This is a genomic window from Deinococcus proteolyticus MRP, from assembly GCF_000190555.1.
Lineage (GTDB): Bacteria > Deinococcota > Deinococci > Deinococcales > Deinococcaceae > Deinococcus > Deinococcus proteolyticus.
Map to the genome: position 1 here is coordinate 60,916 of NC_015163.1, position 22,968 is coordinate 83,883.

Consider the following 22,968-nt stretch of genomic DNA (forward strand, 5'->3'; position numbering starts at 1 on the left):
CGATGTTATGACTCATCAACGCACTCAGCGGGGCGTACTGGAAGTGGCGCTGAAAAACTGCTCTGGCGGAACAGATTTACAGGGTGCGGAAGACTTTCTGCAACGGTTACCTGGAGTCTCCAGTGTTTACCTGGACCGTACCCGAAGCGTGGCGCACCTGGGCTATGACCCGGCACAGACAAGTGAACAGACCCTTCGAACCCGCATCGAACAGGCGAGTTACGTTTGCAGCTGCCAGAAATGCAGCCCTTCCCAATCGCAGCCGGGCCAGCCAGCTATAGGCCACGAACAACACCAGCATGCCCACCATCACTCTGCCGCCCCTCACGCTGGGCATCAGATGAGCCACGCTGGCCATGACGAACATGCGGGCCACGGCGCAGCGATGGTGAATGACATGCTGCGGCGCTTCGTTGTATCGCTGATCCTGACCCTGCCCATCGTGCTGTACTCCCCGATTGGGGAGGCCATCGGCTTCCGGGCGATGCCACCCTTCGGCCTCGGCATGAACTGGTTCGGGCTGATCCTGGCAACCCCGGTGGTGTGGTGGGGCGGCTGGCCGTTTATTTCGGCGGCGTGGCGTGCCCTGCGGCGGGGCGAGGCGAACATGATGACCCTGATCGCCCTGGGCATTCTCGTGTCCTATCTGTATTCACTTTGGGCCACTGCGGCGCTTAGCAGCCAGGATGTGTTCTTCGAGGCGGCGGCCATGCTGACTACCCTTTCCCTGCTAGGGCACTGGTTGGAAATGCGCTCACGTTTTGCTACCGGGCGGGCAGTAGAAGCCCTCTTGAAGCTGGCACCCGCAACTGCCCGTGTGGTTCGTGATGGGCAAGAAGTCGAAGTTCCAGTGGAGCAGGTCATCGCCGGGGACATCATCGCCATCCGCCCAGGAGACCGCTTACCCGTGGACGGCGAGGTGGTCAGCGGGGAGTCCTATGTGGACGAGAGCATGATCAGTGGGGAACCCGTGCCCGTCGCCAAGACCAGCGGGTCGAAGGTCACAGGCGGCACCGTGAACCAGAATGGCGCGTTTCAGTTCAGGGCCACCGCCGTTGGGGCCGACACCGCCCTGTCGCGCATCGTGCAGATGGTGCAGAACGCGCAGGCTAGTAAGGCTCCAGCACAGCAACTGGCGGATACCGCCGGGAAGTACCTGGTCTTCGTGGCTCTGGGCAGCGGCTTACTGGCTTTCATCATATGGACGCTATTGGGCCAGGACATTATTTTCGCCCTGACTGTAGCGGTATCTGCCATTGTGATTGCCTGCCCTGACGCTTTAGCGCTGGCCACACCCACGGCCATCACTGTTGGGGTCGGACGCGGCGCGAAAGAAGGCGTACTCTTCAAGAATGCGGGTGCCTTGGAAGCCAATGCGAGCGTCAACACGGTTATCTTTGACAAGACGGGCACATTGACCGAAGGCAAACCTGCTCTGACTGACCTCATTCCCGTTCAGGGAACCTCGGAAACCGAGCTGCTGCACTTTGCGGCTTCGGCAGACCAGCTTTCGCAGCACCCACTGGCTGAGGCCATTGTGCGTGGCGCGGAGGAACAGGGCGTAGTGCTCAGCCAGACGCAGGCCTTCAATTCGCTATCAGGGTTGGGCGTAGAAGCACAGATAGATGGCGTTCAAGTCTTGATTGGCAACCGCAAACTGATGGAGCAACAGCAGATTAGAACAGCCGGATTGACTTCCCAGGCTGAACAACTTGCTACCGACGGTAAAACGACGATGTATGTCGCAGCCGATGGAAGATTGCTAGGCCTGGTTGCGGTAGCTGACCGTACCCGTGAATCCGCCAAAGTGGCGGTCCAAAGCCTCCACGAACTGAACATACAGATAGTCATGCTTACGGGGGATAACCGCACCACTGCTGAAGCGGTGGCCCGGCAATTGGGCATTGATACCGTGATTGCCGATGTTTTACCCGAGCAGAAAGCGGACAAAGTCAAGGACTTGCAGGCGCAGGGTCGCAAGGTGGCTATGGTCGGAGATGGGGTAAATGATGCGCCCGCGCTCGCGCAGGCCGAGGTGGGTGTCGCCATCGGCGCAGGGACGGATGTAGCTGTGGAAACTGCTGATGTGGTGTTGATGAAAAGTGACCCTGCCAGCGTGGCGACCAGCATCAGCTTGTCGCGGCAGGTACAGTCTAAAATCAAGCAGAATCTCTTCTGGGCAGCCATTTACAACCTGCTTGCCATTCCAGTGGCCGCAGGTGCGCTGTATCCGAGCATGGGCCTCCTGTTGCGTCCTGAATGGGCTGCTCTGCTGATGAGCGCGAGTACCCTTATCGTCACCTTTAATGCGCTTCTTCTAAACACAACGCGACTCGACTCAACACATAGGCTCTCCCCTTCTTAAATACCCAAGTTGGTTGGGTAGTGGCTGCATCAACGTGACAAGTTGTATCGGTGGAAGGCCAGAGTCAGGCTGGCTTCGAGCATTTCGTCCGTCTTCGAGAAAGACAACGACTTACGAACAAGCCGACCCAGCCGCTGTCTCAGCGTGCAGTTCAATCGTTCGACATGATTCGTTTCTCCCTTCCGGGTTAGCCGCTTTACCCCCAAGAGCGGTTCATCGTAGGCTCGCCACAGATCGGTGCAAAACGTCCCTTTCAGTCGCTGCTCAAGGGACAATGGTAAGCGTTCCCAGAGCTTGAACGCTGTTTGCTCACTGCGGTCACCCAATACCCAGGCCAGCACCCTGCGGGTGCTGCGCTCCAGGGCAATCCAGATCCACCTCGTCTGTTTTTTCTTGGCAACGAAGGTCCACATTTCATCCAGCTCAATGACCACTTCTTCTGGAGGTGTCATGCAGACTGTACCAGTCTGCATCACTTCACGGGCCCCTTTTTTATCCACCGGATCACGGTGTTGCGGTGAACACCAAAGACGCGCTGTACTCCTCTCAGACTCATCCGCTCGTGGACAGCATCAAGAATTTGTTGCCGGGTCGCTTCACTGTGCGCTATAGGGCGGGCCTCCGGGTGGAAACGACGGCCACAACCCTTACATAAGTAGGTCTGGGTGCCATTTTTGGCCTTCCCATTTTTGACAGTGTGTGTGCTTTGACAGGCTGGGCACTCCGGCATCCTGTCAGTAGATCACGTTGGTACAGCCACTACCGTTGGTTGATGCCAGCCTAGGCTTTGACAACCGAATCGACTCATCTATTCTACTAAATAGATGAGTCGACTTATCTTTATTTCTGACTACGCAGTAGGCATAGAAGATAGGCTTTCCGACTGCTGGAGTATTTTACGGCAGCTGAATATATTTAATGCACTATGGAAATATTAAAATTAAGCTTGGTTTGCTGAGCGTTTTACTGATCTCTCATGTTTGCACATAACAGTCTGCCTCAGTACCTGACAGGTTGAAGGAAACGTTGTCTGGGTCGCAGAAAAATATGAAGTAAGGCTCAGTAGGTGACAACTTCACTTCCAGCCCCTCCTGGTGGGCAAAAAGGCTGGGTCAGCAGGTCTAGGACAGCCATGAACTGTTTGGGTTTCCACCGTAGAGCGTCTACGAGATGCTGAGCACCGTGCCGGACCAGGCTGACCTCTCTACGACCGTGCTTCAAAACGGGATGGGATGAGTCTGGCCGAGCCAGACTCCCAGACGCAAGCAGAACATCCAGGCCAGTGTCACCAGGCCAAAGAGCCGCTGTAGACGGCTCCTTTCCGTAATCCCAGTCCGCTCCAGGTCGAAGCCTCGCTTCTTGAAGCTGCTGAAGGTGCACTCGATTGACCAGCGCTGCTTGTACAGCTTCCAGGTCTTCCGAGCGCTGAAATCTGTGGCAATGATGACGAGGTCACCTGTGGATGACCTCGTCGCGACCACCCGCATGAGTTCGCCAAACACGAACACCTTTTCGTCGATTTCATGGAAATGCCCGTGCTGGACGTGCTTAAACCATTCCTTCCCATTCATGTCGTCCAGCATGTCGCTGTGCCGAATGCGGATCGCCCGCTTGATGCCTTGACGACGGAGAAAACGGAACCACTCCGCACCGATGAACTCACGGTCAGCCACCAGGCCTTGCCAGCGTTTCGCTGGCAAGACGCGGAGGAGCTTCAACACCAGCCACATACGGGCGTAGGTGTGGCTGTTCCCAGACTCATCAAGAGGAACCCAAATCAGGGGCAGGGTGAAGCCATGAACCACGGCTCCAAGCACCAGAAAATTGATGGGCGTTTCCCCATGCTCCCAATTGGTGCGGTCCAGACTCAGCAACACCTTCCCCGGTGGAACGATGGACGACGAGCAGAGCGATGAAAAAGTCCATGTCCAGCTGCTCATCCCGGAAGGTTCGGTCCGCCCTTCTTTTCTTGGCTTGCGGCGTGCTGATACCGGGCATGTGAGGACTCAGGTCGTGATGATTGATGCTCCTCGCGGCAATCATCGCCAGAAGCACATCGATCAGCCGCTGAAGGGTGTCAATGCGGAGGTGACTCGCGTGTACTTTGAAGTGGCGGGTCAGTACGGTAGCCTGCTGGGCAGCGGATTCTGTTGATTTCACACTCCCAGGAGACCGCGAAGAGAGAGCCCCATCAAGCTTGATGGGGCTCTCTCTTGAGTTCTTCCCGTCTGGAACGAGGTCAAACCGAAGTTGTCACCTACTGAGGAAGTAAGGCGGCTTATGGAGGTGTGAACTCAACCAAAGCCGCCCTGACGAATGTTGACACATTCGTGGTCTACCTGAAAGAGCGTCTCCCACACCACCGCATGGATCGTCTGCGCTGCGTTGCAGAAGTCCTGTTCGGCATTTTGCAGGCGGAATCCACCCTCCACCGCAAAATCGCGCTCCATATTGGCCGTGCTGCGACGACACCGTCCATCACGCGTATGGTGGCTCGTGTGCTACATGGTGCAGGCCTGACCCAGCAGGACATCCAAGATGTCCTGCTTCCACTGCTTCCTGAGGAAAAACTGACCCTGATCATGGACCGCACCAACTGGAAGCACGGTCAGTCTCATCTCAACCTGCTGGTCATCGGCGTGGTGCTGGGCAACGTTACTCTTCCACTCGCCTGGAAAGAACTGAAGCACGGCGGGAACAGTGAATCCAGGGCACGCATGATGCTGGTGGGTCAACTGCTGAAACGCCTACCCGCACGCAGGTGGAAGGTCCTGATCGCGGATAGGGAGTTTCTCGGTCAGGAGTGGTTCACGTTTTTGCGGCGCAGCGGGATCAAAAGATGTATTCGTATTCGGGCCAATACCGTGGTAGACGGTGAATATGCTCGTGACTGTTTCGCGTCACTGGAGCCGGGTCAAACACGAGCCCTGTTTGAAAAGGTCTGGGTTCAGGGCGACTGGATGCGAGTGGTCGCTACGCTCTCCCCAGAGGGAGAGCGGGTCATTGTCGCTTCAGATTTATCCGTCTGGGACACGCTCAACGTCTATAGGCAGCGCTGGGCCATCGAAACCACCTTCTCTGCCATGAAATCCAGAGGGTTGAATCTGGAGCAAACCCACATGATCAACCCGGAGCGGGTGGGGAACTTGTTTGGGCTGCTCACCCTAGCTCTGACCTGGATGCTGCGTGCGGGGGAATGGCGGACTGAACAGCAACCCATACGTGTCAAAACACATGGTCGCCCTGCGGTCAGCAGGGCGAGGTACGGGTATGAGGAGCTGAGCCGTACTCTTCGGTGTGGCGGAGAGAAATTCAGGCTCTTTCTGGACCTCTTGAAGACTCCATTTCCCGCGCCAGGAGGGGATGCAAGGCAACCTGTCAGGTACTGAGGCCTGGAACGATGACCAGGACGGCGGAGAGCACAAGGCACGCGTAAGGCGTCTAGCCGACGAACTTATTGCCGAATATGGAATTGAAGTTCTTCTAGATCAGTATGTGCTGCAACCGGGTGTTGATGCCGATGCCTATATGGAAGGGATCGCCAACTCAAACCGTATAGACAAAGTGATTGCCATTTGCGAGCCCAACTATGTGACTAAAGCCAACGAGCGTAAAGGTGGCGTAGGCAAGGAAGGGGTCATCATGAGCCCCCAGCTTTATGAGCAGTTACAAGGCGGGCTGTCTGTAGAACAGCGCTTTGTGGCTGTCATGTTTTCTGGAGACCAGAAGCCCACGATGTTCGGGAACTCCATTCACATCAACATGCGAGACGAGCAGGAGTGGACTGACAACATTGAGACGCTTGTGCGCTTCATTTATAACAAGCCGCTCGCAGTTCCACCACCTCGAGGCTCGCGCCCCGCTTTCCTAGACGAGGACCCTGAGCTTGCAGTGTCTTCGGGAACTGCTGCAATGCGCGGGCTTCGTCATGCAGCAACTGCGGGGCGAACAGTGAGACCAGCACTTCGAGACCTTCACTCGCAAGCGCTCACCCTGATAAGGGAAACAGATGCCCTAGAGCAATATTCCGCATCAGCTGTCTTAACTGCACTCGACACTCTCACGCCTATGCAAATTACTCTTGTCGAAGCTTTCAAGCTGCTTTCGATCCATGAGACCTTACAAATCGGAGACTGGCTGAATCTTTTAGATGGGCTCAGTCAGGCGATAGAGGAGAAGTCACACTACTCAGGAGTCTATGATCACGTTCGCCTGTTCCAACATGAGCTGCTACTACATGTAGTGGCGGCAGCCATCGAGCTTGAACAGCTCGACTTTTTGACCGCACTCTTCAAACACCCATTCATGTCAAGGCGTTCGGGACAGGTGCATCTAGTGACCTTCACCAATATGCGGTTCAATCCTGAAACCTTCGATCCTGCATACGCCAGAGAGAGTGGCAGTCGGTGGCTCAGCTCTACCGCGCACGTCTTATTACAGCGTGGAGAACAGCGAAATGTCAGCCGTGCGCTTTTGGTAGAAGCAGAGGTGCTACTGATATTGGCGGCACTGCTGGCAAATATGCAGCGTCAAGGCTCATCAGCGCCAAGGATAATGAACTGGTATCCCACTGTTACCATTCATGCTGAGGGGGCGGGTGATTTGCCACTTTTTCAACGCTGGATCAGTAGTGCAAGCATTGAGCGGTGGGGGAGTATTTATGGCCTTGGCAATGACTACGATTTGGCAGCGCCCGTTCTGAAAAGTGTTTTTCAAGAGCAGCTGCTTAGTTTTTACGATAGAGACTCTTCTCTGGCTTACTACAGCCAGGTGGATCGATGGGGGAGTCAGCCCTAATCACCCCTCAAGTGCTCTTAGGTCCGTCCACATGCGGCAGCGGCACTCCGGCGCGGTTAGCAGGTTCCCGCCACAGGTCGCAGGTGGAACAGGTCTGTTCGCTCACCGCTTGCCCCCGTCAATAATGTCCTGGGCGGTGAGGTGGTAGCGGCGGCACAGCCACTTCACCAGGAAGGCCAGCAGGACCGCCAGCAGACGGGAGCGGATAGGGGAGGCCAGCCACAGGGCGTAGTTGGCTCCATCAAGCAGCTCCTGCACCAGATGCACGGCCCGCGCCCGCTGGGGCTGATGGTTGTCGTCCAGATACTGGCCATACTTCAGGACGCCCAGACGCTCTCGCTCCAGCACCGCCGGGGCCAGATCGGGAGGGAGCAGGGCGGCCACACGCTGCGCGATACGCGGACGGTGGCCTTCCTGGGCAGCCTTCTGTTCCAGGCTCTGCCAGGCCGCGCTCAGGCTCCGGTCCAGTTCGGGATCGCGGCTCATAATCTCCGCCCCCCATGCCGGTACCCGCGAGTCGCGTTCTTGTCCAGCACGCGGGTGATGACGTCCTGGGCGGTGAGGTTCTCGCGTGCAGCGTAGTGCTCCAGCAGCATCAGGGCGTACAGGGCCAGCCCTCCCAGGTGGGGCAGAACTGCGTTCAGGACTTCCGGCCCCGCATCTGCAGCATTGGCCGGCATTTCCCCTGCTGGGGCCTTGCGGAACGCCTGCTTGGCATCTTCGATCAGGCCGTACATGGTGACCATGTGCAGCAGATTGTTGTGGTGTGGATGGTGGCGGCAGGGTCCAGCCATCACTAGGGCCAGCGCAAACCCCCCGCGCTCCAGCAGCTCGCAGGTGTCCATCGTGCGGATGATGATGTCGGCCAGTTCGTTCAGGGCCTGCTGCTCGTTGCCCGGACGGCTCTCCAGCTGCCACTCGCGGACTTCGGTGCTGATGAGGCTGATTTTGGTGAAGGCGTCGGCCTGGGTATAGCCGTCGTGCCAGCCATTGGTGCCGTTGATGGCATAGGTGCGCTCGGCGGCAAAGATAAGCAAATTGGGGTCGGTCATCTTGGTCACCTCGGAATCCTTTGGCCCTGGCACAGCAGCCAGGAGAATATTAAGCTTGTCTTACATCATATTTGATGTAAGATAGAGATGTGCCAGAGCTGACCCGCTTCTTCGGAATCCGAATCACTATGTACTTCAGCGATCACAATCCTCCGCACTTTCATGCGGAATATGGGGATGACGAAGCGGTATTCGGCATTCAGGAACTGGCCGTGTTAGAGGGCCAGTTATCGAAGCGGGCCACCCGTCTGGTACTGGAATGGGCCGCCATGCACCAAGCAGAACTTATGGAGGCCTGGAACGCGGCCAGCAACAATGAAGCCCCTGGCAAAATCAGCCCCCTGGAATGAGAGGAGTCGCCATGAAGAAAATCACTGCTGTATCCGCCGGTGAGGGCTACACGCTGCACCTGACATTTGAAGACGGCGTGCGGGTACATGCCGACATCAGCCGCCTTATGGAGCGACCTGGCGTATTTGCCCCACTGCAGGACCGGGCCTACTTTGAGGGCGTCCGCTGTGGCCCGCGCGGACGTTCGGTCACCTGGGAGGACGGCCAGGACCTGGACCCGGATGTCTTTTATATGGAGGACACTGACCCCCGCAAGCCCACGAACATCCGGACCCTTTCCCGTACAGCGCCGCGTGCGAATCCGCTTAGTGAGCAACTGCGCGAATTGGTGGCCGCCAGTGGGGAATCTCAAGCAGAGATTGCTCGCCGCGCCGGGATGCCCCAGCAGTCACTCAGCCGTCTGCTAGACCCTGATTACACGGGCCACAGCTGGAGCAGTGTGGAGCGGGTGGCTCAGGCCCTGGGACGGGAAATCAAGGTGGAGTTCCAGCCCCTCAAGACTGGGACCCACAGCTGAAATGCTGTGGAGATCAAGCTACGTCTCGCCCGCTGGACTAGCAGAAGAGGAGCTGGAGATCAGTCTTCATCCCGCTCCGACGCCTGGCAATTCGCAGGCCGTGCCTTTCTTGGGCACCCAGTACCACTCGTGTACCTCGCCCGCGAGGTAGGCCAGCAGCTGAATGCGGCCCTGCCGCCAGCCGCGGGCGACGTCGGCGGCGTAGCCCTTCTGCCGGTGCGCGACAATCCAGCCCCGCTGCTCCGGCGAGGGTGTATTGCCTTTCAGGTCCTTGAGCTCGATCCGCAGGCCGTGGTACCCGTGCAGCGGCACGTCGAGCAGCAGGTCCGGGTAGCCGGCGCGGGTGCCCATGCGTTTGAATTTCGCGCCCTCGGGGCTGTAGGTCCGGCCCCGGCGGGTCACGGTCTGCCGCTTGCCCCCGTTCGGGGAATGGTGCAGCAGCCGCAGCTCGGGGAGGTCACCCAGATGGTTTCTGGCCCAGCTGACCAGGGTGATCTGGTGGTGGTCCTCATCCCAGAGCTTTTCAGCGGCGTCCCGACCCTGCTCGGCCAGTCGGGCGTCCAGCTCGCGGACCTGGGCCAGGAGTTCGGCGGCGCGGCTCACGAGCTGCCTCCGGTCATGCGAGATTTGCCAGTGTCCTCACGCTTCCGGTTCCAAAGTTCATCCAGTCGCTGCTCCCCCGCTGGCGTGAGGACCAAGCCGGCCGTGCGGTAGAGCCGTCCCCATCCCTCGCGGCAAAGGGTCGCCCAGACCCGCTGGGCTTCTGCACCGGCCAGACTGGGCGGCTGAGCCCCCGCCGTGAGCTCCTCACGCAAGTCTGGACGGCGCCCGCACAGCCGGGTGACCGCCTGATTCAGTGAAGTGGGCTGCCGAAGACACAGACAGCCCAGCAGCAGACGTTCTAGCTCGGGATTCAAGGCTGGGCCTCCCTAGAGACGCCCAGGTTCAGCAGCTGGGTACGGTATCCAGCCACCCGGTCTTCGAGCCCCGGCGCCTGGGGGCCACACTCGTCAAGTTCGGCCAGCGCGCTGCGCAACTCGTCCTGGAGTAGTTCCACCTGCTCCAAAGGAACACCCGAAAGGCCGGAGCTTTTCGGGTGCGGGGTGGGCTGGAGGGTGTCTTGAGATGGGGGAGAGTCATTCATTGGGTACTCCTTTGTCGCCTGGCGGGCCACGGTATAGGCGTCCTGCAGGTCAAGGTCGCGGAAATGACCGACCTGCACGCGCAGGACGCGGGAGCAGTAGTTGGTGAGGTAGAAGATGTCGTGCCCGTCAGGCTTGAGTAGGCCGCGCATGCGGCCCACGAAGCGCTGGGCCTCCTGCACGGTCATCGGGGCAGCGCCGGACGGGCGCTGGTAACGCTTCGGCGGCGGCCCTTTAGGCTTAGGAGGCGGCTTCCACATGGGGCACCAGTATCTGGGGAGTGCCGCCGGGTCCCAGGCGGGTCACCACCAGCCCAGAGCCCGCTTGCAGCAGCGTGAAGCTCTTGGCCGGCAGGGCCAGTGGGTCCAGCTCGAAGCCTGCCTGCCGAGCGGCGTAGGTCAGCACTTCATCGGGGCCGTATTCGGTCCAGGCACTGGCGCGGCCTCCGGCATCCAGTTGGGCTTGGAAGATGGCGGCCAGCTCTGCGGCGAACGCCCGGACCTGGGCGGGGGTGTAGCGGGTATGGCTGCAGGCGCTCTGAATCAGGGCTCCGGTGAGGCCAGGGACATCTCGGGTGGGATCGGGCTGGCCGGGGCCAGGCGCGCTGAGGAACTGCGCCCACCAGTCGGCGGCCGCCCGCGCTGCGGGGCCGGGGAGGGGGTTGGACATAGAAGGGCCTTCTTTCACAAACAGATGTCCGTAGTCGGGCTCTGGGGCGTCGTCCGCGTAATCGCAGTCGTATCGGCGCTCAGAGATGCACATGGGGGCAGGGACGGAGTAGGTCTCGGCATGCTTGCTTTTCATGCCGCCAGAGTGGATCAGGCTGAGGGCATAAGCCGGAAACCCTCTGAACACGACCCGGCCGGGTCACTGCCCTATAGGGCAGGAGCGTCAGCCGGTGCGCTGCTGGGGCCGGTAGGGCCGCAGAGTGTTCTGAACCATGCTGCTGCGGATGATGTCGTGCTCAATGTCGCGGTCGCTGAGCAGGGCCACCGTGATCTTGAGCCGCGTGATGCGCACAATCTCGTGTGGCTCGCGCATGTAGATCACTTGATCGCCCACCTGCCACTCGCTGTGGCCACTGATGCGCAGGTCGCCGGCGGATTCACCCTGGGGGGCGGCTGCTGCAGCTTCAGCACGCAAATCAGCCTGGTATTCCTGCGCCATTTCGCGGACGACCAGGCGCTGCTCGACATACTCGTGCAGCATCCGCAGCAGCTCAGTGGTGTAGTTCAAGCCTGGCAAGCCGGGATTGGTGGCCTGTTCGCGTTTGCGCTGGCTGATGTTGCGCCGGGTCTGGTTATGTAGCTCGCGCAGCTGCTCAAGACTCACCATTTGGGGAATCTCGGCGCGGTCCAGGCCATCGACGATCTCGGTGCTCAGGGGCGGCATGACGGTGTCGCCCAGTTGGTAGGGAGCCAGCCAGCGCCGGTTCAAGTAGCGGTCGAGCTGCGCGTTGACGGCGGCCACCTCGTTTGCCGGGGCTGCCGCCGCGCCGCCCGCCGCCGGAACTTTCTCAACAGCAGTGGGCTGGTCTTCCTGCTGCCCACCTTTGCCAGTGGTCATTTCTGAAAGGTCAGGCGTGCGAGATGGGGCGTCGCTTGTGGGCTGAGATGAGAGGCCCTCAACCTCCCCACCTTCGGATTCACCCAAGAGGGCATCCAGCAGTTCATCCGGCGAAGCCTCTTCAGAAGAAGATGCGTTCGGGGCAGCGGCCTGCTCCCCAGCTTGCGGTACGGGTGCTTCTTCTTCTTTTTCAGTATTGGTAAAAAGATCAGTATTAGTAGTGGTGGATTTCCCGACGTCGGGATTCCCGACGGTCGGGTTTCCAGTAAGTCGGGAATCCCGCTCCTCCTCCGCCGACAGACGGGTTTCCAGTAAGTCGGGAAATTCCTTGTCGGCATCGCCTTCCTTCACTCTTGGGCCTGGCTTGGGTGCATCTTCCTCTTGCGGATTTTCCGCATCCTCTTCGGCTTCCAGAATCACGACGGAATCGGGGTTGATGTCGAGGATTGGCGTGTCGTCCACCAGCCATTCCCACCCTACGAACTGGGTCTTAGGTGGTGGGGACATAACCTTCCTGCGAATGACGTAGCGATGATCCTCCAATTCCTTCAGTGCGGCGCGGGTGGCATCCCGGCCGTCTTTGGATTGCTTGATGAGCCATGCGATGTTGAAGACCCAGTTCTCGGGCACAGACATCATCAGGGCCAGCAGCCCCTTCGCCTTGAGGGACATCGCGCTGTTGCGCAGAGGTTCGTTGTTGATTTGTGTGAAGCGCTGGGTTTTTTTGCGGCGGCGAATCATCTCTGTACCGCCTCTAGGGCCTTGGCCACGGCAGGCACGTTCAACAGGTATTGCCAGGCCCGGTCATAGCGGTCTGTAGGCGAGCGGCGCCTGCTCAGGAAACCCTGGCTTTCCAACACCCTGAGCTTCTTCTCGACGGTCCTGGTGCTATAGATGCCCAAGAGCGCCCGCGTAATTTCCTCTGAGGAGTACCGTGTCCACTCCCGTCCCACCTTGCGCTCTGCCCAGTCCAGCAGAGCGGCGCAGCAAGCGTCCTGATTGGTGATGGTCAAGTAGCTTTCCCTGATGGTGACCGTGCTCTCTTGTTCAGGGCGTACTGCCGACAAACTGGTATGCATGAGCATCCTTCAAACGCTCTTGGGGATACACTCCCCCAGCGGGTCTATGATTGACCCCTGACGTGTAGGCGCGTTACACTACACGCAAGCAGGTGGTTCGGTGCCCAGCACCAACCGACTTTGCGAAAACTCTAAAAACTCGCCCTTTAGGAATTTCCCTCGCTTCGGACGCCAATCTTCTGCGGGGGATTTTCCTTTTCCTGTTTTCTCGTCAGGAATCGGGGTGCCCCCACAATAGCGCGGCCTCCGCATGAATGGAAGTTGAGACGTGGTTCTTTAAGCTGGCGGCTCGATAAAGACCCACCAGCAGCCGTGTTTTTGCGCGGCCCCTTTCTGGGTCCTGGCGCCTTCCCAGCCCAGCAGCCGCAGCAGCAGCTCCACCTCTCCCGTGCTGGGATAGAGGTAGGCCAACCCGAATCCCAGCGCCGGGCGGCCCGTGTTGGGACTGCGGTAGGCCATCAGGTGGTGGCCACTTGCCAGCTGGCAGCGGGGCTGCTGCTTGGCCTGGGCCAGCAGCTCGGGCACCACTTCGCTGGCGGGGCGGTGGTCGGTGGGTACCTCAGTCACCGGCATCCTCCAGCAGCAAGGGCAGCTGCACTCCGGGGAAGAAGCGGCGGCGCAGGTACTCCAGGCCCGCCGGGGTCACGCGGGGCGTGCGGCTGACGTGCTCCCCGTCGCGGCTGTGCGAGGTCTTGACCTTGAAGTGCCCGGCATCGATGTGTTTCTGGTAGGGCACGTTGTGATTCTCGGCACCAGCGCGGGCGGCGCTCATCAGCACGCCACCATCACGCAGGATTTCGAACAGCTTCCGCTCGCCCGTGCCTAGCAGCTTGGCCGCGTTGCGCATGCTGTACAGGCCGCTGCTGTCAAGGAAAGCATCAAAGCCCGCTGCCTTCTCCTGATTCTCGGCCGCGAGGACCAGGGCCTGCTGCTCGCGCTCCTTGGCGTCGGCCCAGGCACGGGCGGCGGCCACGGGGTCGTTGAAATTGGGAAGGGCGAGTGCCGCTGCCTGCCGTTCGCGGTACCGGCGCTCCACCTCGATGAAGTAGCGCCGGATGGCCTTGCCGTACTCGTTGCGCTCCAGCATGGCGATTTCCTTGGCGATGTCCAGGACCAGCCAGTAATCGCGGCGATTGGCGCCGCCCCACTTGCTCCCCGAAATAGGGGAGCCGTCCAGAACAATAAAATCCTGGTTTTCCACAGCCTCTACTTCTTCCAGTCGGCTGCGAATCCAGGTGCTGAAGTCGCGTCCGACATGCAGTTGAGCGTGGAGGGTGCGGGCGTCTACCCAGAGGCGGCCCTGCTCGGTGTGGACGGGGAGGATTTGCTCAGATAATGCTATAGTCATGTCCTAGACACCTTTCTAGAGTTCGCCACTGGTCCGTTATCCCAGTGGCTTTTTCCTTGGCTCGGCTTTGGCCCGCACGAGCCGGGGCGGTTGGGCGGCGCGGCCAGGTTCTCCCTGGTCACAGCCGATAAGGCAGCGCCGCCGGGCAGTACCGGGCGGCGCTAGGGTGACTGATAGAAACATCCCCAAATGGTGGCTTCATAAAACATTTAGCTTTGGCTAAGCTGTTCTGGTGTCCAGGTTGTTTATCCACCCCTTCTTAGAGGAAGAGTCTCGTCATCAACTGCAGCAGCAGATTCGTCACTTGCCTGGGCTACAAGGAATAGAACTCACGGCCCGAGAAACAGTGTGCAAACTTGGCACTGGTACCGAGTTATCCATCGGAGGTAGTGCTACCAATAGCGAGTTGGGACAGGCCCATCACTACTGCTGGGTCAAGTTGCGGGAGGCTGGGTTTAAGCTAGGTCTTTACTAAAGTGTGTCTGAAAAGCCTCCTGGTGCGGGTTTTTCATCTCCCGCGTGTTCGTGGATCCTATGGGTATGTCGTCCGTCTACTCAAGCGATCTGACCAACGCCGAATGGATGATCCTCGAACCTCTATTTCCACCTGTCTGTTCAACAGGACGACCTAGAAAGTGGTCCTGGCGCGACATTCTCAATGGGATCTTCTATGTTCTTCGCGGTGGTATCGCCTGGAGGCTGATGCCGCATGACCTTCCACCTTGGCAGACGGTGTACCACTACCACCGACTCTGGAGGAAACAGGGTCTCTGGAAAGCGATTCATGCTGTCTTGCGGGAAAGGGTTCGCATACAAGCTGGCCATGATCCAACACCCTCAGCGGGAATTATTGACAGCCAATCAGTCAAAACGACAGAAAACGACAGAAGCAGGCGGACCTCGTGGCTATGATGGTGGGAAGAAAGTGAACGGTCGAAAGCGGCACATCCTGGTTGATACGATGGGCCTCGTCATGGCAATCAAGGTGCATGAAGCGGATTATCAGGATCGCGCCGGCGCGATCCTCCTGCTGCGAGACTTGCCTAACGTTTTTCCACGCATGCAACATCTTTGGGCAGACCAAGGGTATACCGGCAAATTGGGAGCTGAAATCAGAAAACATTTGGGCTGGACGTTAGAAATCGTCAAGCATCCTTGGTCGGGCCGGCAGGGTACCTGGGCACCAAAAGACGCACCTCCACGGGTGGTGGAGGTGCCAGCAGGATTCGTCGTGCTGAAACGTCGTTGGGTGGTTGAACGAACCTTCGCCTGGATAGGCAAATCCAGGCGGATGTCCAGAGATTACGAAGCACTGTCAGAAACCTCGGAAAACCTCGTCTACGAGGTCATGATTCGCTTGATGGTCAAGCGACTGGCCAAAATAGTGACTTGAAGAGTTTTCAGACACACTTTAAGCGAGTGGGGTGACCCTCATCAGGCGAACGGGCAACTTAGGAAAGCCCACTTGACCACCTTGGACCGTCAGTTTCTCCACCCTGGCTATGCCCTGAGTGCGGCGGGTTGGCGGCAAGCAGTGGCGGATGAACCGCAGAGAGGTGGCCTGGTCACACCGTTCCTGACCTACGTCTTTTACGCCATTGTCGTTCAAGCGACAGGTTCGGTTGTTCAGGCGTTCGGCTTGGCGTTGGCGGCCATGCTCCTTATACCCACCCTGCGATGGTTGACCATCGCAGTGCTGCGTTTGGCGGGAAGAGCGCGAGTGGTCGCTTTCTGGCTACTGAGCAGCATGGGCTTTATGGTCATGACGATGGGTGCCTTTGGATGGTGGCAAGGTTGGGACACCCTACTGGCTGGCGTCTTCGCTGCAGTGGCTGCGCTCTGGGCTTGGCGTCTGTGGATGGGGCTCTCAGCTCTGCGTAAGTATGAAGTGGCACACTGAACCGTCATTCCCACGCAACATCTCTTTCCAGATCCCTTTCATAAACGAACGTTTATGAAAGGCTTTTGCTCATGCGATGGAATCGGCGTTCCCGCCTTTCAAAAACCTATTGCAGAATTGAAACTATTTGCAACAGGTTTGTGCAACGGGGTTTGCAGTGGGCGCTACCAGACTGCACGCTCAAAACGTTCTATCGTCTCTTCCAGCGAGAGCTGCCCCTGGGCCACTGCCAGAGTCAGGTCGAACAGCTCCTGTTGACTCAGGCGCAACCGAAGGTCATGGAGCGCCAGCCATACCAGGGCACAGCTCAGTGAAGTTCTCTTGTTCGCATCGACGAAGGCATGAGCGCGTGACAGGTAGTAGAGATAAGCCGCAGCCTGGGCTGGCACTGTGGGATATCGCAACTGCCCAAACAGCTCCTGCACCGGTTGTGCCAGTGCACTTTCCAGTAACCCGGGGTCTCGCAGACCGGGCGAGCCGCCATAGCGCTCAATCTGAGCATCATGCAGCGCCTCCACCTCTTCCCGGCTTAAACCTTCAAGCATCGGCCAGTTGGCGGAAAAGGTCATCGTACTCACTCAACACCTGGTCACGCGCCTGAGTGAAACGTTGTTGACGAGCCAGGGTCTCAGGACGCGATGCGTCCTGGGCCGGTGTGATGACAATGGCGTTCCCCTGAATCTCGATCTGCACTTCGCTGCCGATGCCCGTCAGCTCTTTCATCTCTTTGGTGATGACCAGGGCCTCACTGTTCCCAATCCTAGAAAGGGTCTTTCGCATACCATATTCTAACAGTGTTCGTACCAGGAGATGCCGTGTGACTTTGCGTCTCCGTTTGTGCAAGGCTTTCCCCCATGCTGATCGGCTACGCACGAGTCTCCAAAGGCGACCAGGATTCCGCCCTTCAGTTAAAGGCCCTGCAAGGAGCTGGGGTGGGTCAGGTCTTCAAAGAGCAGGCCAGCGGTGGCCGCTGGGATAGACCGGAGTTGCACAAAGCCCTGGAGCAACTCCGCGAAGGAGATGTCCTCGTGGTCTGGAAACTGGACCGACTGAGCCGAAGCCTCAAAGACCTGCTGACCATCCTTGAGCAGATTGAACAGCGCGGTGCTGGGTTCCGCAGCCTGACGGAGAACATCGATACGACTACTCCAGCTGGCCGGATGATGATGCAGATGGTCGGGAGCTTCGCAGAGTTTGAGCGGGCGATGATTCGTGAACGCACGAAAGCTGGACTTGAGCAGGCCAGAGCCGCAGGGCGTGTCGGGGGCCGTCGTCCTAAGCTGACGGCGGCCCAGCAAGAAGAGATTCGTGAAGCTGTGAAGTCAGGCAGAAAGACTGCCGCAGCCTGCGCCCGGCTCTTCGGCGTCAGCCAGGCGACGGTGTCGAGAATTCTGGCTGCCGAAAAAATTCCATCGCAGCTGTCATCCATATCTCCGCCCTAATAGCCGTTAGCTATGTTTGATTGGTGCGTACGAGTTGGCAACTGGCTTCAACCCCGTCCACTCTGGGTCTCGGTCTGGGTGACCGCTACTGCCTGGCCTTAGGTCAGCGCCTCGGCATGCCGGTGGTCAGCATGGACCGGGCCTGGCAGGATGCAGATCTCGAGGTAGAGGTAACGGTACTATGCTGACACAGACCACATAGGCTGAAGATCAGCGATAGTACGCCGTTTAGGGCCTGACCGACCACTGTTGAAGTGCGTCTCAGGCACATAAAAATAGAGACGACATGGCTAAATATCGTCTCCACCATAGTTTAGGACGTCGACACGTCATTCGCCACCTCTATCTCTGGGCCAGGAAGCACTTCAGTGACCGGAAATCCTGCCAGCACCAGAAGGTCACAGATGCCATGCTGGTTGCTCTGCTGCTCTCCCGTCTCATCTTCAAGCATCCATTTGCTTCCATCTGGTGGAACATCCTCAAGGAAGACCGGGACGGTCTTCCTTCCTACACACAGGCTTACACCAGGGGCATCAAGCTTTTACCACTCTTGGAACATGTTGCCAGCCCAGCTCAGCCGTGCGCCGAGGTTGTGATTGATTCGATGCCCCTCCCCATTTGCCGTCCCAAACGCACTCATCTTTGTCAATTCCCAGGAGCAAAGTGGGGTTTCGGAACTCAGGGTGAGTTCTTCGGATACAAGTTGCACGCCTGGGTCACACCAGGTGGACAAATCGTTCAGTACGTCATCCGACCTGCAAACCTCCACGACGTTACGGTGAGTTACGAGCTGAATCTCAGGTGGCCAGAGTTTGAAGGCCCAACCATCATTGGCGACAAAGGCTATTGCTGTCTAGAGCGTGTCAGCAACCCGATTGAACTTAGCGACCGATGTTCTGCTCCTGGCGAATCTGCGGCATAAGGCAAACTGAGCTGAGATGACGCGCCGAGCCTATCGCAGCGACCTTGATGATGAGACCTACTTGTTCATCCTGCCCTACTTTCTACTGACGCCTGAAGATACAGCGCAGCGCATCTATCCCATCAGAGAAGTCCTCAATAGCCTCTTCTGGATTGCCCGGACGGGAAGTCCCTGGGAATATCTCCCACACGACTTCCCACCCTACAAAATTGTTCACCAGCAAGCGCTGCGCTGGTTCGAGCACGGCTGCTTCGAGAATCTGGTCCATGACTTGAGGATGATGGACCGTGCAGCAGTTGGACGGGACAGCGTCCCGTCCGTCGCCATCATTGACAGTCGAACCCTGCAAAGTACACCTGAAAGTGGTCACCGATCAGGCTATGACGGCGCGAAAAAGCGGAATGGCAGCAAGGTGCATGCGGCGGTGGACACTCTGGGCCATGTCATTGCTCTGCTGGTCACCTCCGCAGATGAACAAGACCGCGAACAGGTCTACGATCTATGTCACCAGATTCAGACTGTCACTGGTGACTGTATTGATGTCGTGCTGGCAGATGGTGGCTACACCGGGGAACAGGCAGAGATTGACGCTGCACTGCTGGATATTGAGCTGGTCGTTGTGAAACGACCAGCTGGAGCATCGGGATTTGTCCTGCTTCCCAAGCGCTGGATCGTAGAACGAAATTTTGCTTGGGCCGCCCGTTTCCGCCGCTTATTGATAACGGTGGAGGTCTGAGTTGCTACACTTCGTATATGTCCGGATGGCAGCCAAGCCACTTCTCCCGTGCGCAGCTTGAGGAACGCCGCTTAGCTGCTCTGGAGTGGATCAAGCGTGGTGAACACAAAAACCAGGAAATAGCAGACCACTTTGGGGTGTCGGTCCATACGGTCTACACCTGGAAAGCCAGGCTGAAGCAGAACGGTAGCTTACAGGCGACAGTTGCTCGTGGGGCTTCTTCCCGCCTCACTCCTGCTCAGCATGAACAGCTCCGCACCCTCCTGCGGGAGGGTGCTATGCAGCACGGGTTCCCTGATGAAACTTGGACGACAAAACGCGTGGCAGAGCTGATTGGACGGCACTTCGATGTGTGGTACCACCATGACCACGTCCGCAAAATCCTGCGAAAGCTTGGCTTCACACCTCAGATGCCAGATGGTCGAGCAGCTGAGCGAAATGAACTCCGGATCGCGTCCTGGCAGGAACAGGTGCTGCCGGAGTTGGAAAAAAAAGGTCGCTGAGGGAGCCACCGTCATCTATCTGGATGAGGTCGGCTTCTCGCTGAAAGGCGTGCGAAGGCGAACGTGGTCACCCAGGGGCGTTACGCCCCTGGTGGGGCGTCAGAGCGAACTGGGAGAAGCTCTCCACGATAGGCGCTATCACCTCGGACGGACGCTTCCTCCAGCACACCAAATCCGGGGCGATTCGCAGTGCGGACGTCACCCGGTTCTTTCAGCATCTGCTGCGCCAGGTTCAGGGGAACGTCGTCGTGGTGCTGGATAACGCGAGAACGCATCACGCAAAATCGACTCAGGCGTTCGTGGCAAGCCACGAACGCCTCTCCCTGGTCTTCCTCCCACCCTACGCACCAGAACTGAATCCCATCGAACTGGTGTGGGCGTACGTCAAGCGAAATGTGCTGGGCAATTTCTGTGCTCATTCAGTCTCAGCCCTCAAAGAAAAGCTACATCGAGCTTGGCAACGAGTTCGCTATGTTCAACTGCCCCTCCATCTTATGAACTCAAATCTACGCCGTTATCAACGGTAACGCCCCGAGCCGCATACAAGTTTTATGCACATCTGTGCTATTAAAAGGAATGTCTCAAGCTCCATCCGCTCCTGCCCACCCGTGGACTGGGACAGCAGTCTTGACCACCGTTGCCCTCACGTACGTGGCAGCACTCGGGTATGCGGCGCTGAACTTCCCCGCCGGCTTCCCTCTCTCAGCGGACGCTGGCGCTGCGGCCGCGCCTCTGTGGGCCATCATCGGGCCGCCGCTGGCTGCGGCTGCACTGGCCGCCGCACTACCCTATCACCCTCAGCGGCTGCCGGTGGACGCAGGCGAGCCGCGCAATTTGCGCCTGACCGCTGCGCTGCTGCTGGCTCTGGCCCTGGCGTTTCCGCTTCTGACGCAGAGTACGGGGATGGCTGGAGGGTACATCGCCGCCAAAGTGGCCCTGCTGATCGCACTTCCACTGGTTGCGGTGCGGCTGCTGCCCGGAGCCATCCGCCTTCCGCGCTTACAGGCGAGGCGCTTACAGGGCAGGCCCTGGTGGGTGCCACTCGGCGTGGTGACCTTCTGGTTCATCACCTCGCAGCTGGGCCCCTGGAATCCGCTTTTTGACGGCTCGGCCTACGACATGACGACCATTGTTGTCGCCGCACTTGTAACGGCTGTTACGGCCGGCTTTGGCGAAGAATTGTTCTACCGCCGCTTGCTGCAAAGCCGGCTGGAGGCGCTGCTGGGCGCGTGGCCGGGCATTGCCCTGGCATCGCTCGCTTTTGCGCTGATGCACCTGGGCTCGCACGGCTCCGCCGACCTGCCCGGTACCCTGGCCCGCATCATCGTCGCTCAGGGGTCGTTTGGCCTGTTCGCTGGCGTGCTGTGGTGGCGCTACCGTTCCCTGGTGTGGCCGGTGGCTGCCCACCTGCTGGTCAACGGCTGGGGCGTGGTGGCCTATCTGCTGGGGCTCTAGGACGTCTCAGCTCTGGCCCTTTTCCCCATCTGGCACGCGCCGGCCCGCTATGGCGTAACGGCTCTGCACCAGGCCACCCGCAAAACTGCGGCTCTCCAGCAGCTCCAGCGGCACATCTTCCCCCACTGCACCAAACAGCGGCCGCCCACGCCCCAGCAGCACCGGCACCGTGGTCAGCGTGAGTTCATTCAGCCGCCCAGCCCGGATGAATTCCTGTACCACTTGTCCGCCATCGGCGTACACCCGGCGCACTCCCTCCGCTTCCAGTTGCCGCAGCAGCTCCAGCAGCGGTCCCGCGTGCAGCCGCAGTGGCAAGTGCACGGGCAGGTCGGCGGGCGTGAGGGTACGGCTCAGCACCACCACCGGCTTGTCACCATATGGCCAGGGCGTGAACCCGCTCACCACCTCAAACGTGCGGCGTCCCATCACCAGTGCATCTATGCGGGCGAAAAACTCGGTGTACCCGTAGTCCTCCCCTTCGGCCTCCGGCTGGGGCAGCCAGTCCAGCGCGCCGTCCTCACGCGCGATGAAACCGTCCAGGCTGGCAGCCAGAAATGCGGCAGTGTGCATACAGCGAGTGTAAAGGCCCGGCAAATTTTTTGCATCCAGCACGAGGCCCCTCTCTTTACACTGGGCAGCATGAACATCACCGAGATTCAGCAAGCGTTTGACGCTGCCTACACCCAAGACCCCCGCGACGGCCTCACCATTCAGCACGCAAGCGAGGAAGGCCAACTGCGAATCGAAGTGCGCCACAAAGATGCCGACGGAGAACTGCGTGGCTTTGATGTGGTCGTTATGCCCACCGATGCTGACGAGCGCACAGCCCAGGACTACGGTCAAGCCGCCGCCCAGGTGTACGAAGTGTAGCAACTCAGACCTCCACCGTTATCAATAAGCCACCCATAGACCACAGGCACCTGCACCAGCAGGTGCCTTTTTGGTGCCCATCACAACCGGTCGGCAGCGAGGACACCTCAGACAAAAGCCAGCCAAACGCCCATTATCCACTTGTCGAAGTCGGGCGATCTGCCATTATCCACTTGTCGAACTCTCATTAGCCACTTGTCGAAGTCGGACCCGAGATTCCATTATCCACTTGTCGAAGTTTGAAAGCCGCTCATTATCCACCTGTCGAAATTGTCATTATCCATTTGTTGAAGTTGGCCTCCCCTCTACTATCCACTTGTCGAAGTTGCCATTATCCACTTGTCGAAGTCGGGCGATTTTCCATTATTCACTTGTCAAAATTGGCAGACAGGATGCCGTCCAGCACGGCATTTGCCACCGCCCCTTGATGATGATCATCAAATCTTTTTTTCTTTTTTTGAAAAGATTGATCAACAACAGGGGCAATAATGGGATGGCAGAGATTCAGCCAGCCATCAGTAGGCGAGGGGTCATCAACCAACCAGATAGGCGAGCTTCCCACTCAGGAAGCTCTACAGGCCCCCAGCAAGCCCGCTTCCCAAACAGGAGCCGCAAGACGCTCCGCTCCCCCCTTCACGGCGCTCCTATGAGCCGTAGGTGGCATACCGGCACAGAACGACAGGCCCACTTTCATGGTCCCGGCCAAAAAAATGGGGACAAGCCAGGCCACCCTTGCTGCCCGCCTACCGTCAAACGACTCCCGCCGTCAGTCATCAAAAGCCGTACCAGACGGCATCACTGGCAGGACAAGCCCCCCCAAGGGGCCAGGGTTGAACCGGCGACCAGCCTCACGGACCGCCTCACCCGGGGAAGCAAGGCCGGCAGAGGGCTCAATAGAGCATTCCAGATTCTGTTATAGGCGT

At 58.8% G+C, this 22,968-nt stretch carries 24 protein-coding genes and 4 pseudogenes; 14 read left to right on the forward strand and 14 right to left on the reverse strand.

Annotated elements, in window-relative coordinates; genetic code table 11:
• The first annotated feature begins 7 nt into the window (after nucleotides 1-7).
• Nucleotides 8-2,365: a copper-translocating P-type ATPase gene (locus tag DEIPR_RS13605; RefSeq protein ID WP_013616040.1), complete on the forward strand. Its 2,358-nt coding sequence runs from the start codon at nucleotides 8-10 to the stop codon at nucleotides 2,363-2,365.
• 29 nt (nucleotides 2,366-2,394) lie between these two features.
• Here DEIPR_RS13605 and DEIPR_RS13610 read toward each other — a convergent pair.
• Nucleotides 2,395-3,095, reverse strand: a protein-coding gene (locus DEIPR_RS13610; protein WP_148231767.1) for an IS1 family transposase whose coding sequence is annotated in 2 segments (ribosomal slippage) — nucleotides 2,395-2,861 and nucleotides 2,861-3,095 — 702 coding nt in all. Because the reading frame shifts where the segments join, the coding sequence is not laid out codon by codon here.
• Between the two features lie 329 nt (nucleotides 3,096-3,424).
• Nucleotides 3,425-4,363: pseudogene (locus tag DEIPR_RS13615) on the reverse strand (IS4 family transposase).
• Between DEIPR_RS13615 and DEIPR_RS14695 the strand changes: the two are divergent.
• The 3 genes from DEIPR_RS14695 (at nucleotide 4,259) to DEIPR_RS13625 (ending at nucleotide 7,162) form a co-directional block, all read left to right on the forward strand.
• Nucleotides 4,259-4,519 (forward strand): hypothetical protein, encoded by a 261-nt coding sequence (locus DEIPR_RS14695; RefSeq protein WP_245532776.1) that lies wholly within the window; start codon nucleotides 4,259-4,261, stop codon nucleotides 4,517-4,519. The pseudogene DEIPR_RS13615 and the gene DEIPR_RS14695 overlap by 105 nt on opposite strands.
• A gap of 134 nt (nucleotides 4,520-4,653) precedes the next feature.
• Entirely contained in the window at nucleotides 4,654-5,754 is a 1,101-nt protein-coding gene (locus DEIPR_RS13620; RefSeq protein ID WP_425358584.1) for an IS4 family transposase, read from the forward strand.
• Nucleotides 5,729-7,162: a toll/interleukin-1 receptor domain-containing protein gene (locus tag DEIPR_RS13625; protein ID WP_013616044.1), complete on the forward strand. Its 1,434-nt coding sequence runs from the start codon at nucleotides 5,729-5,731 to the stop codon at nucleotides 7,160-7,162. Before DEIPR_RS13620 ends, DEIPR_RS13625 begins: the two co-directional genes overlap by 26 nt.
• A gap of 102 nt (nucleotides 7,163-7,264) precedes the next feature.
• On the opposite strand, the gene DEIPR_RS13630 is transcribed toward DEIPR_RS13625, so the two are convergent.
• Nucleotides 7,265-7,648 (reverse strand): hypothetical protein, encoded by a 384-nt coding sequence (locus tag DEIPR_RS13630; protein WP_013616045.1) that lies wholly within the window; start codon nucleotides 7,646-7,648, stop codon nucleotides 7,265-7,267.
• Nucleotides 7,645-8,214, reverse strand: a complete 570-nt coding sequence (locus tag DEIPR_RS13635) for a nucleoside triphosphate pyrophosphohydrolase family protein (protein ID WP_013616046.1) — start codon at nucleotides 8,212-8,214, stop codon at nucleotides 7,645-7,647. Before DEIPR_RS13635 ends, DEIPR_RS13630 begins: the two co-directional genes overlap by 4 nt.
• An 89-nt stretch (nucleotides 8,215-8,303) precedes the next feature.
• Between DEIPR_RS13635 and DEIPR_RS13640 the strand changes: the two genes are divergently transcribed.
• Nucleotides 8,304-8,564, forward strand: coding sequence for a DUF4160 domain-containing protein (locus DEIPR_RS13640; RefSeq protein WP_013616047.1), 261 nt, complete (start codon nucleotides 8,304-8,306; stop codon nucleotides 8,562-8,564).
• Between the two features lie 11 nt (nucleotides 8,565-8,575).
• Nucleotides 8,576-9,082 (forward strand): DUF2442 domain-containing protein, encoded by a 507-nt coding sequence (locus DEIPR_RS13645; protein ID WP_013616048.1) that lies wholly within the window; start codon nucleotides 8,576-8,578, stop codon nucleotides 9,080-9,082.
• Between the two features lie 66 nt (nucleotides 9,083-9,148).
• Here DEIPR_RS13645 and DEIPR_RS13650 read toward each other — a convergent pair whose 3' ends face one another.
• From DEIPR_RS13650 to DEIPR_RS13685, 6 genes are all read right to left on the reverse strand, one after another.
• Nucleotides 9,149-9,685, reverse strand: a complete 537-nt coding sequence (locus DEIPR_RS13650) for a VRR-NUC domain-containing protein (RefSeq protein ID WP_013616049.1) — start codon at nucleotides 9,683-9,685, stop codon at nucleotides 9,149-9,151.
• 310 nt (nucleotides 9,686-9,995) lie between these two features.
• Entirely contained in the window at nucleotides 9,996-10,412 is a 417-nt protein-coding gene (locus DEIPR_RS13660) for a hypothetical protein (RefSeq protein ID WP_013616051.1), read from the reverse strand.
• 52 nt (nucleotides 10,413-10,464) lie between these two features.
• Nucleotides 10,465-11,028, reverse strand: a complete 564-nt coding sequence (locus DEIPR_RS13665) for a hypothetical protein (RefSeq protein WP_013616052.1) — start codon at nucleotides 11,026-11,028, stop codon at nucleotides 10,465-10,467.
• An 87-nt stretch (nucleotides 11,029-11,115) separates the two neighbouring features.
• Nucleotides 11,116-12,531: a hypothetical protein gene (locus DEIPR_RS13670; RefSeq protein ID WP_013616053.1), complete on the reverse strand. Its 1,416-nt coding sequence runs from the start codon at nucleotides 12,529-12,531 to the stop codon at nucleotides 11,116-11,118.
• A gap of 614 nt (nucleotides 12,532-13,145) precedes the next feature.
• Nucleotides 13,146-13,436: a hypothetical protein gene (locus DEIPR_RS13680; protein ID WP_013616055.1), complete on the reverse strand. Its 291-nt coding sequence runs from the start codon at nucleotides 13,434-13,436 to the stop codon at nucleotides 13,146-13,148.
• Entirely contained in the window at nucleotides 13,429-14,217 is a 789-nt protein-coding gene (locus tag DEIPR_RS13685) for a phage antirepressor KilAC domain-containing protein (protein ID WP_013616056.1), read from the reverse strand. The genes DEIPR_RS13680 and DEIPR_RS13685 overlap by 8 nt, the downstream gene beginning before the upstream one ends.
• Nucleotides 14,218-14,751: 534 nt before the next feature.
• Here DEIPR_RS13685 and DEIPR_RS13690 point away from each other — a divergent pair.
• Together DEIPR_RS13690 and DEIPR_RS13695 are read left to right on the forward strand one after the other, a co-directional pair.
• A pseudogene (locus DEIPR_RS13690) lies at nucleotides 14,752-15,610 on the forward strand (IS5 family transposase).
• 72 nt (nucleotides 15,611-15,682) lie between these two features.
• Nucleotides 15,683-16,117: a hypothetical protein gene (locus DEIPR_RS13695; protein WP_049775350.1), complete on the forward strand. Its 435-nt coding sequence runs from the start codon at nucleotides 15,683-15,685 to the stop codon at nucleotides 16,115-16,117.
• 164 nt (nucleotides 16,118-16,281) lie between these two features.
• On the opposite strand, the gene DEIPR_RS13700 is transcribed toward DEIPR_RS13695, so the two are convergent.
• On the reverse strand, nucleotides 16,282-16,686 hold the full coding sequence (locus DEIPR_RS13700; RefSeq protein WP_013616057.1) for a type II toxin-antitoxin system death-on-curing family toxin: 405 nt from the start codon (nucleotides 16,684-16,686) through the stop codon (nucleotides 16,282-16,284).
• Nucleotides 16,655-16,897, reverse strand: coding sequence for an AbrB/MazE/SpoVT family DNA-binding domain-containing protein (locus DEIPR_RS13705; protein ID WP_013616058.1), 243 nt, complete (start codon nucleotides 16,895-16,897; stop codon nucleotides 16,655-16,657). The genes DEIPR_RS13700 and DEIPR_RS13705 overlap by 32 nt, the downstream gene beginning before the upstream one ends.
• 74 nt (nucleotides 16,898-16,971) lie before the next feature.
• Between DEIPR_RS13705 and DEIPR_RS13710 the strand changes: the two genes are divergently transcribed.
• The 5 genes and pseudogenes from DEIPR_RS13710 to DEIPR_RS13730 all read left to right on the forward strand — a co-directional run bounded on the left by DEIPR_RS13710 (nucleotide 16,972) and on the right by DEIPR_RS13730 (nucleotide 21,175).
• Entirely contained in the window at nucleotides 16,972-17,559 is a 588-nt protein-coding gene (locus DEIPR_RS13710) for a recombinase family protein (RefSeq protein ID WP_013616059.1), read from the forward strand.
• A 286-nt stretch (nucleotides 17,560-17,845) separates the two neighbouring features.
• Nucleotides 17,846-18,433: pseudogene (locus DEIPR_RS13715) on the forward strand (transposase); the annotation flags it as partial.
• Nucleotides 18,434-18,497: 64 nt separating this feature from the next.
• Entirely contained in the window at nucleotides 18,498-19,217 is a 720-nt protein-coding gene (locus tag DEIPR_RS13720; RefSeq protein WP_425358585.1) for an IS5 family transposase, read from the forward strand.
• A gap of 17 nt (nucleotides 19,218-19,234) precedes the next feature.
• A pseudogene (locus tag DEIPR_RS14475) lies at nucleotides 19,235-20,247 on the forward strand (IS630 family transposase).
• A 100-nt stretch (nucleotides 20,248-20,347) separates the two neighbouring features.
• Nucleotides 20,348-21,175 (forward strand): CPBP family intramembrane glutamic endopeptidase, encoded by an 828-nt coding sequence (locus tag DEIPR_RS13730; RefSeq protein ID WP_013616061.1) that lies wholly within the window; start codon nucleotides 20,348-20,350, stop codon nucleotides 21,173-21,175.
• A 6-nt stretch (nucleotides 21,176-21,181) separates the two neighbouring features.
• Here the strand turns inward: DEIPR_RS13730 and DEIPR_RS13735 are convergent, their stop codons facing one another.
• Nucleotides 21,182-21,745 carry a dihydrofolate reductase family protein gene (locus DEIPR_RS13735; protein WP_013616062.1) on the reverse strand — a complete coding sequence of 188 codons (564 nt, stop codon included), beginning with the start codon at nucleotides 21,743-21,745 and terminating at the stop codon, nucleotides 21,182-21,184.
• 69 nt (nucleotides 21,746-21,814) lie between these two features.
• On the opposite strand from DEIPR_RS13735, the gene DEIPR_RS13740 reads away from it, so the two are divergent.
• Nucleotides 21,815-22,045 carry a hypothetical protein gene (locus DEIPR_RS13740; protein WP_013616063.1) on the forward strand — a complete coding sequence of 77 codons (231 nt, stop codon included), beginning with the start codon at nucleotides 21,815-21,817 and terminating at the stop codon, nucleotides 22,043-22,045.
• 367 nt (nucleotides 22,046-22,412) lie between these two features.
• Here DEIPR_RS13740 and DEIPR_RS14300 read toward each other — a convergent pair whose 3' ends face one another.
• The gene (locus DEIPR_RS14300) at nucleotides 22,413-22,586 is read right to left on the reverse strand and encodes a hypothetical protein (protein ID WP_169310720.1); all 174 of its coding nucleotides are present in this window, start codon (nucleotides 22,584-22,586) and stop codon (nucleotides 22,413-22,415) included.
• Nucleotides 22,587-22,968: the final 382 nt, after the last annotated feature.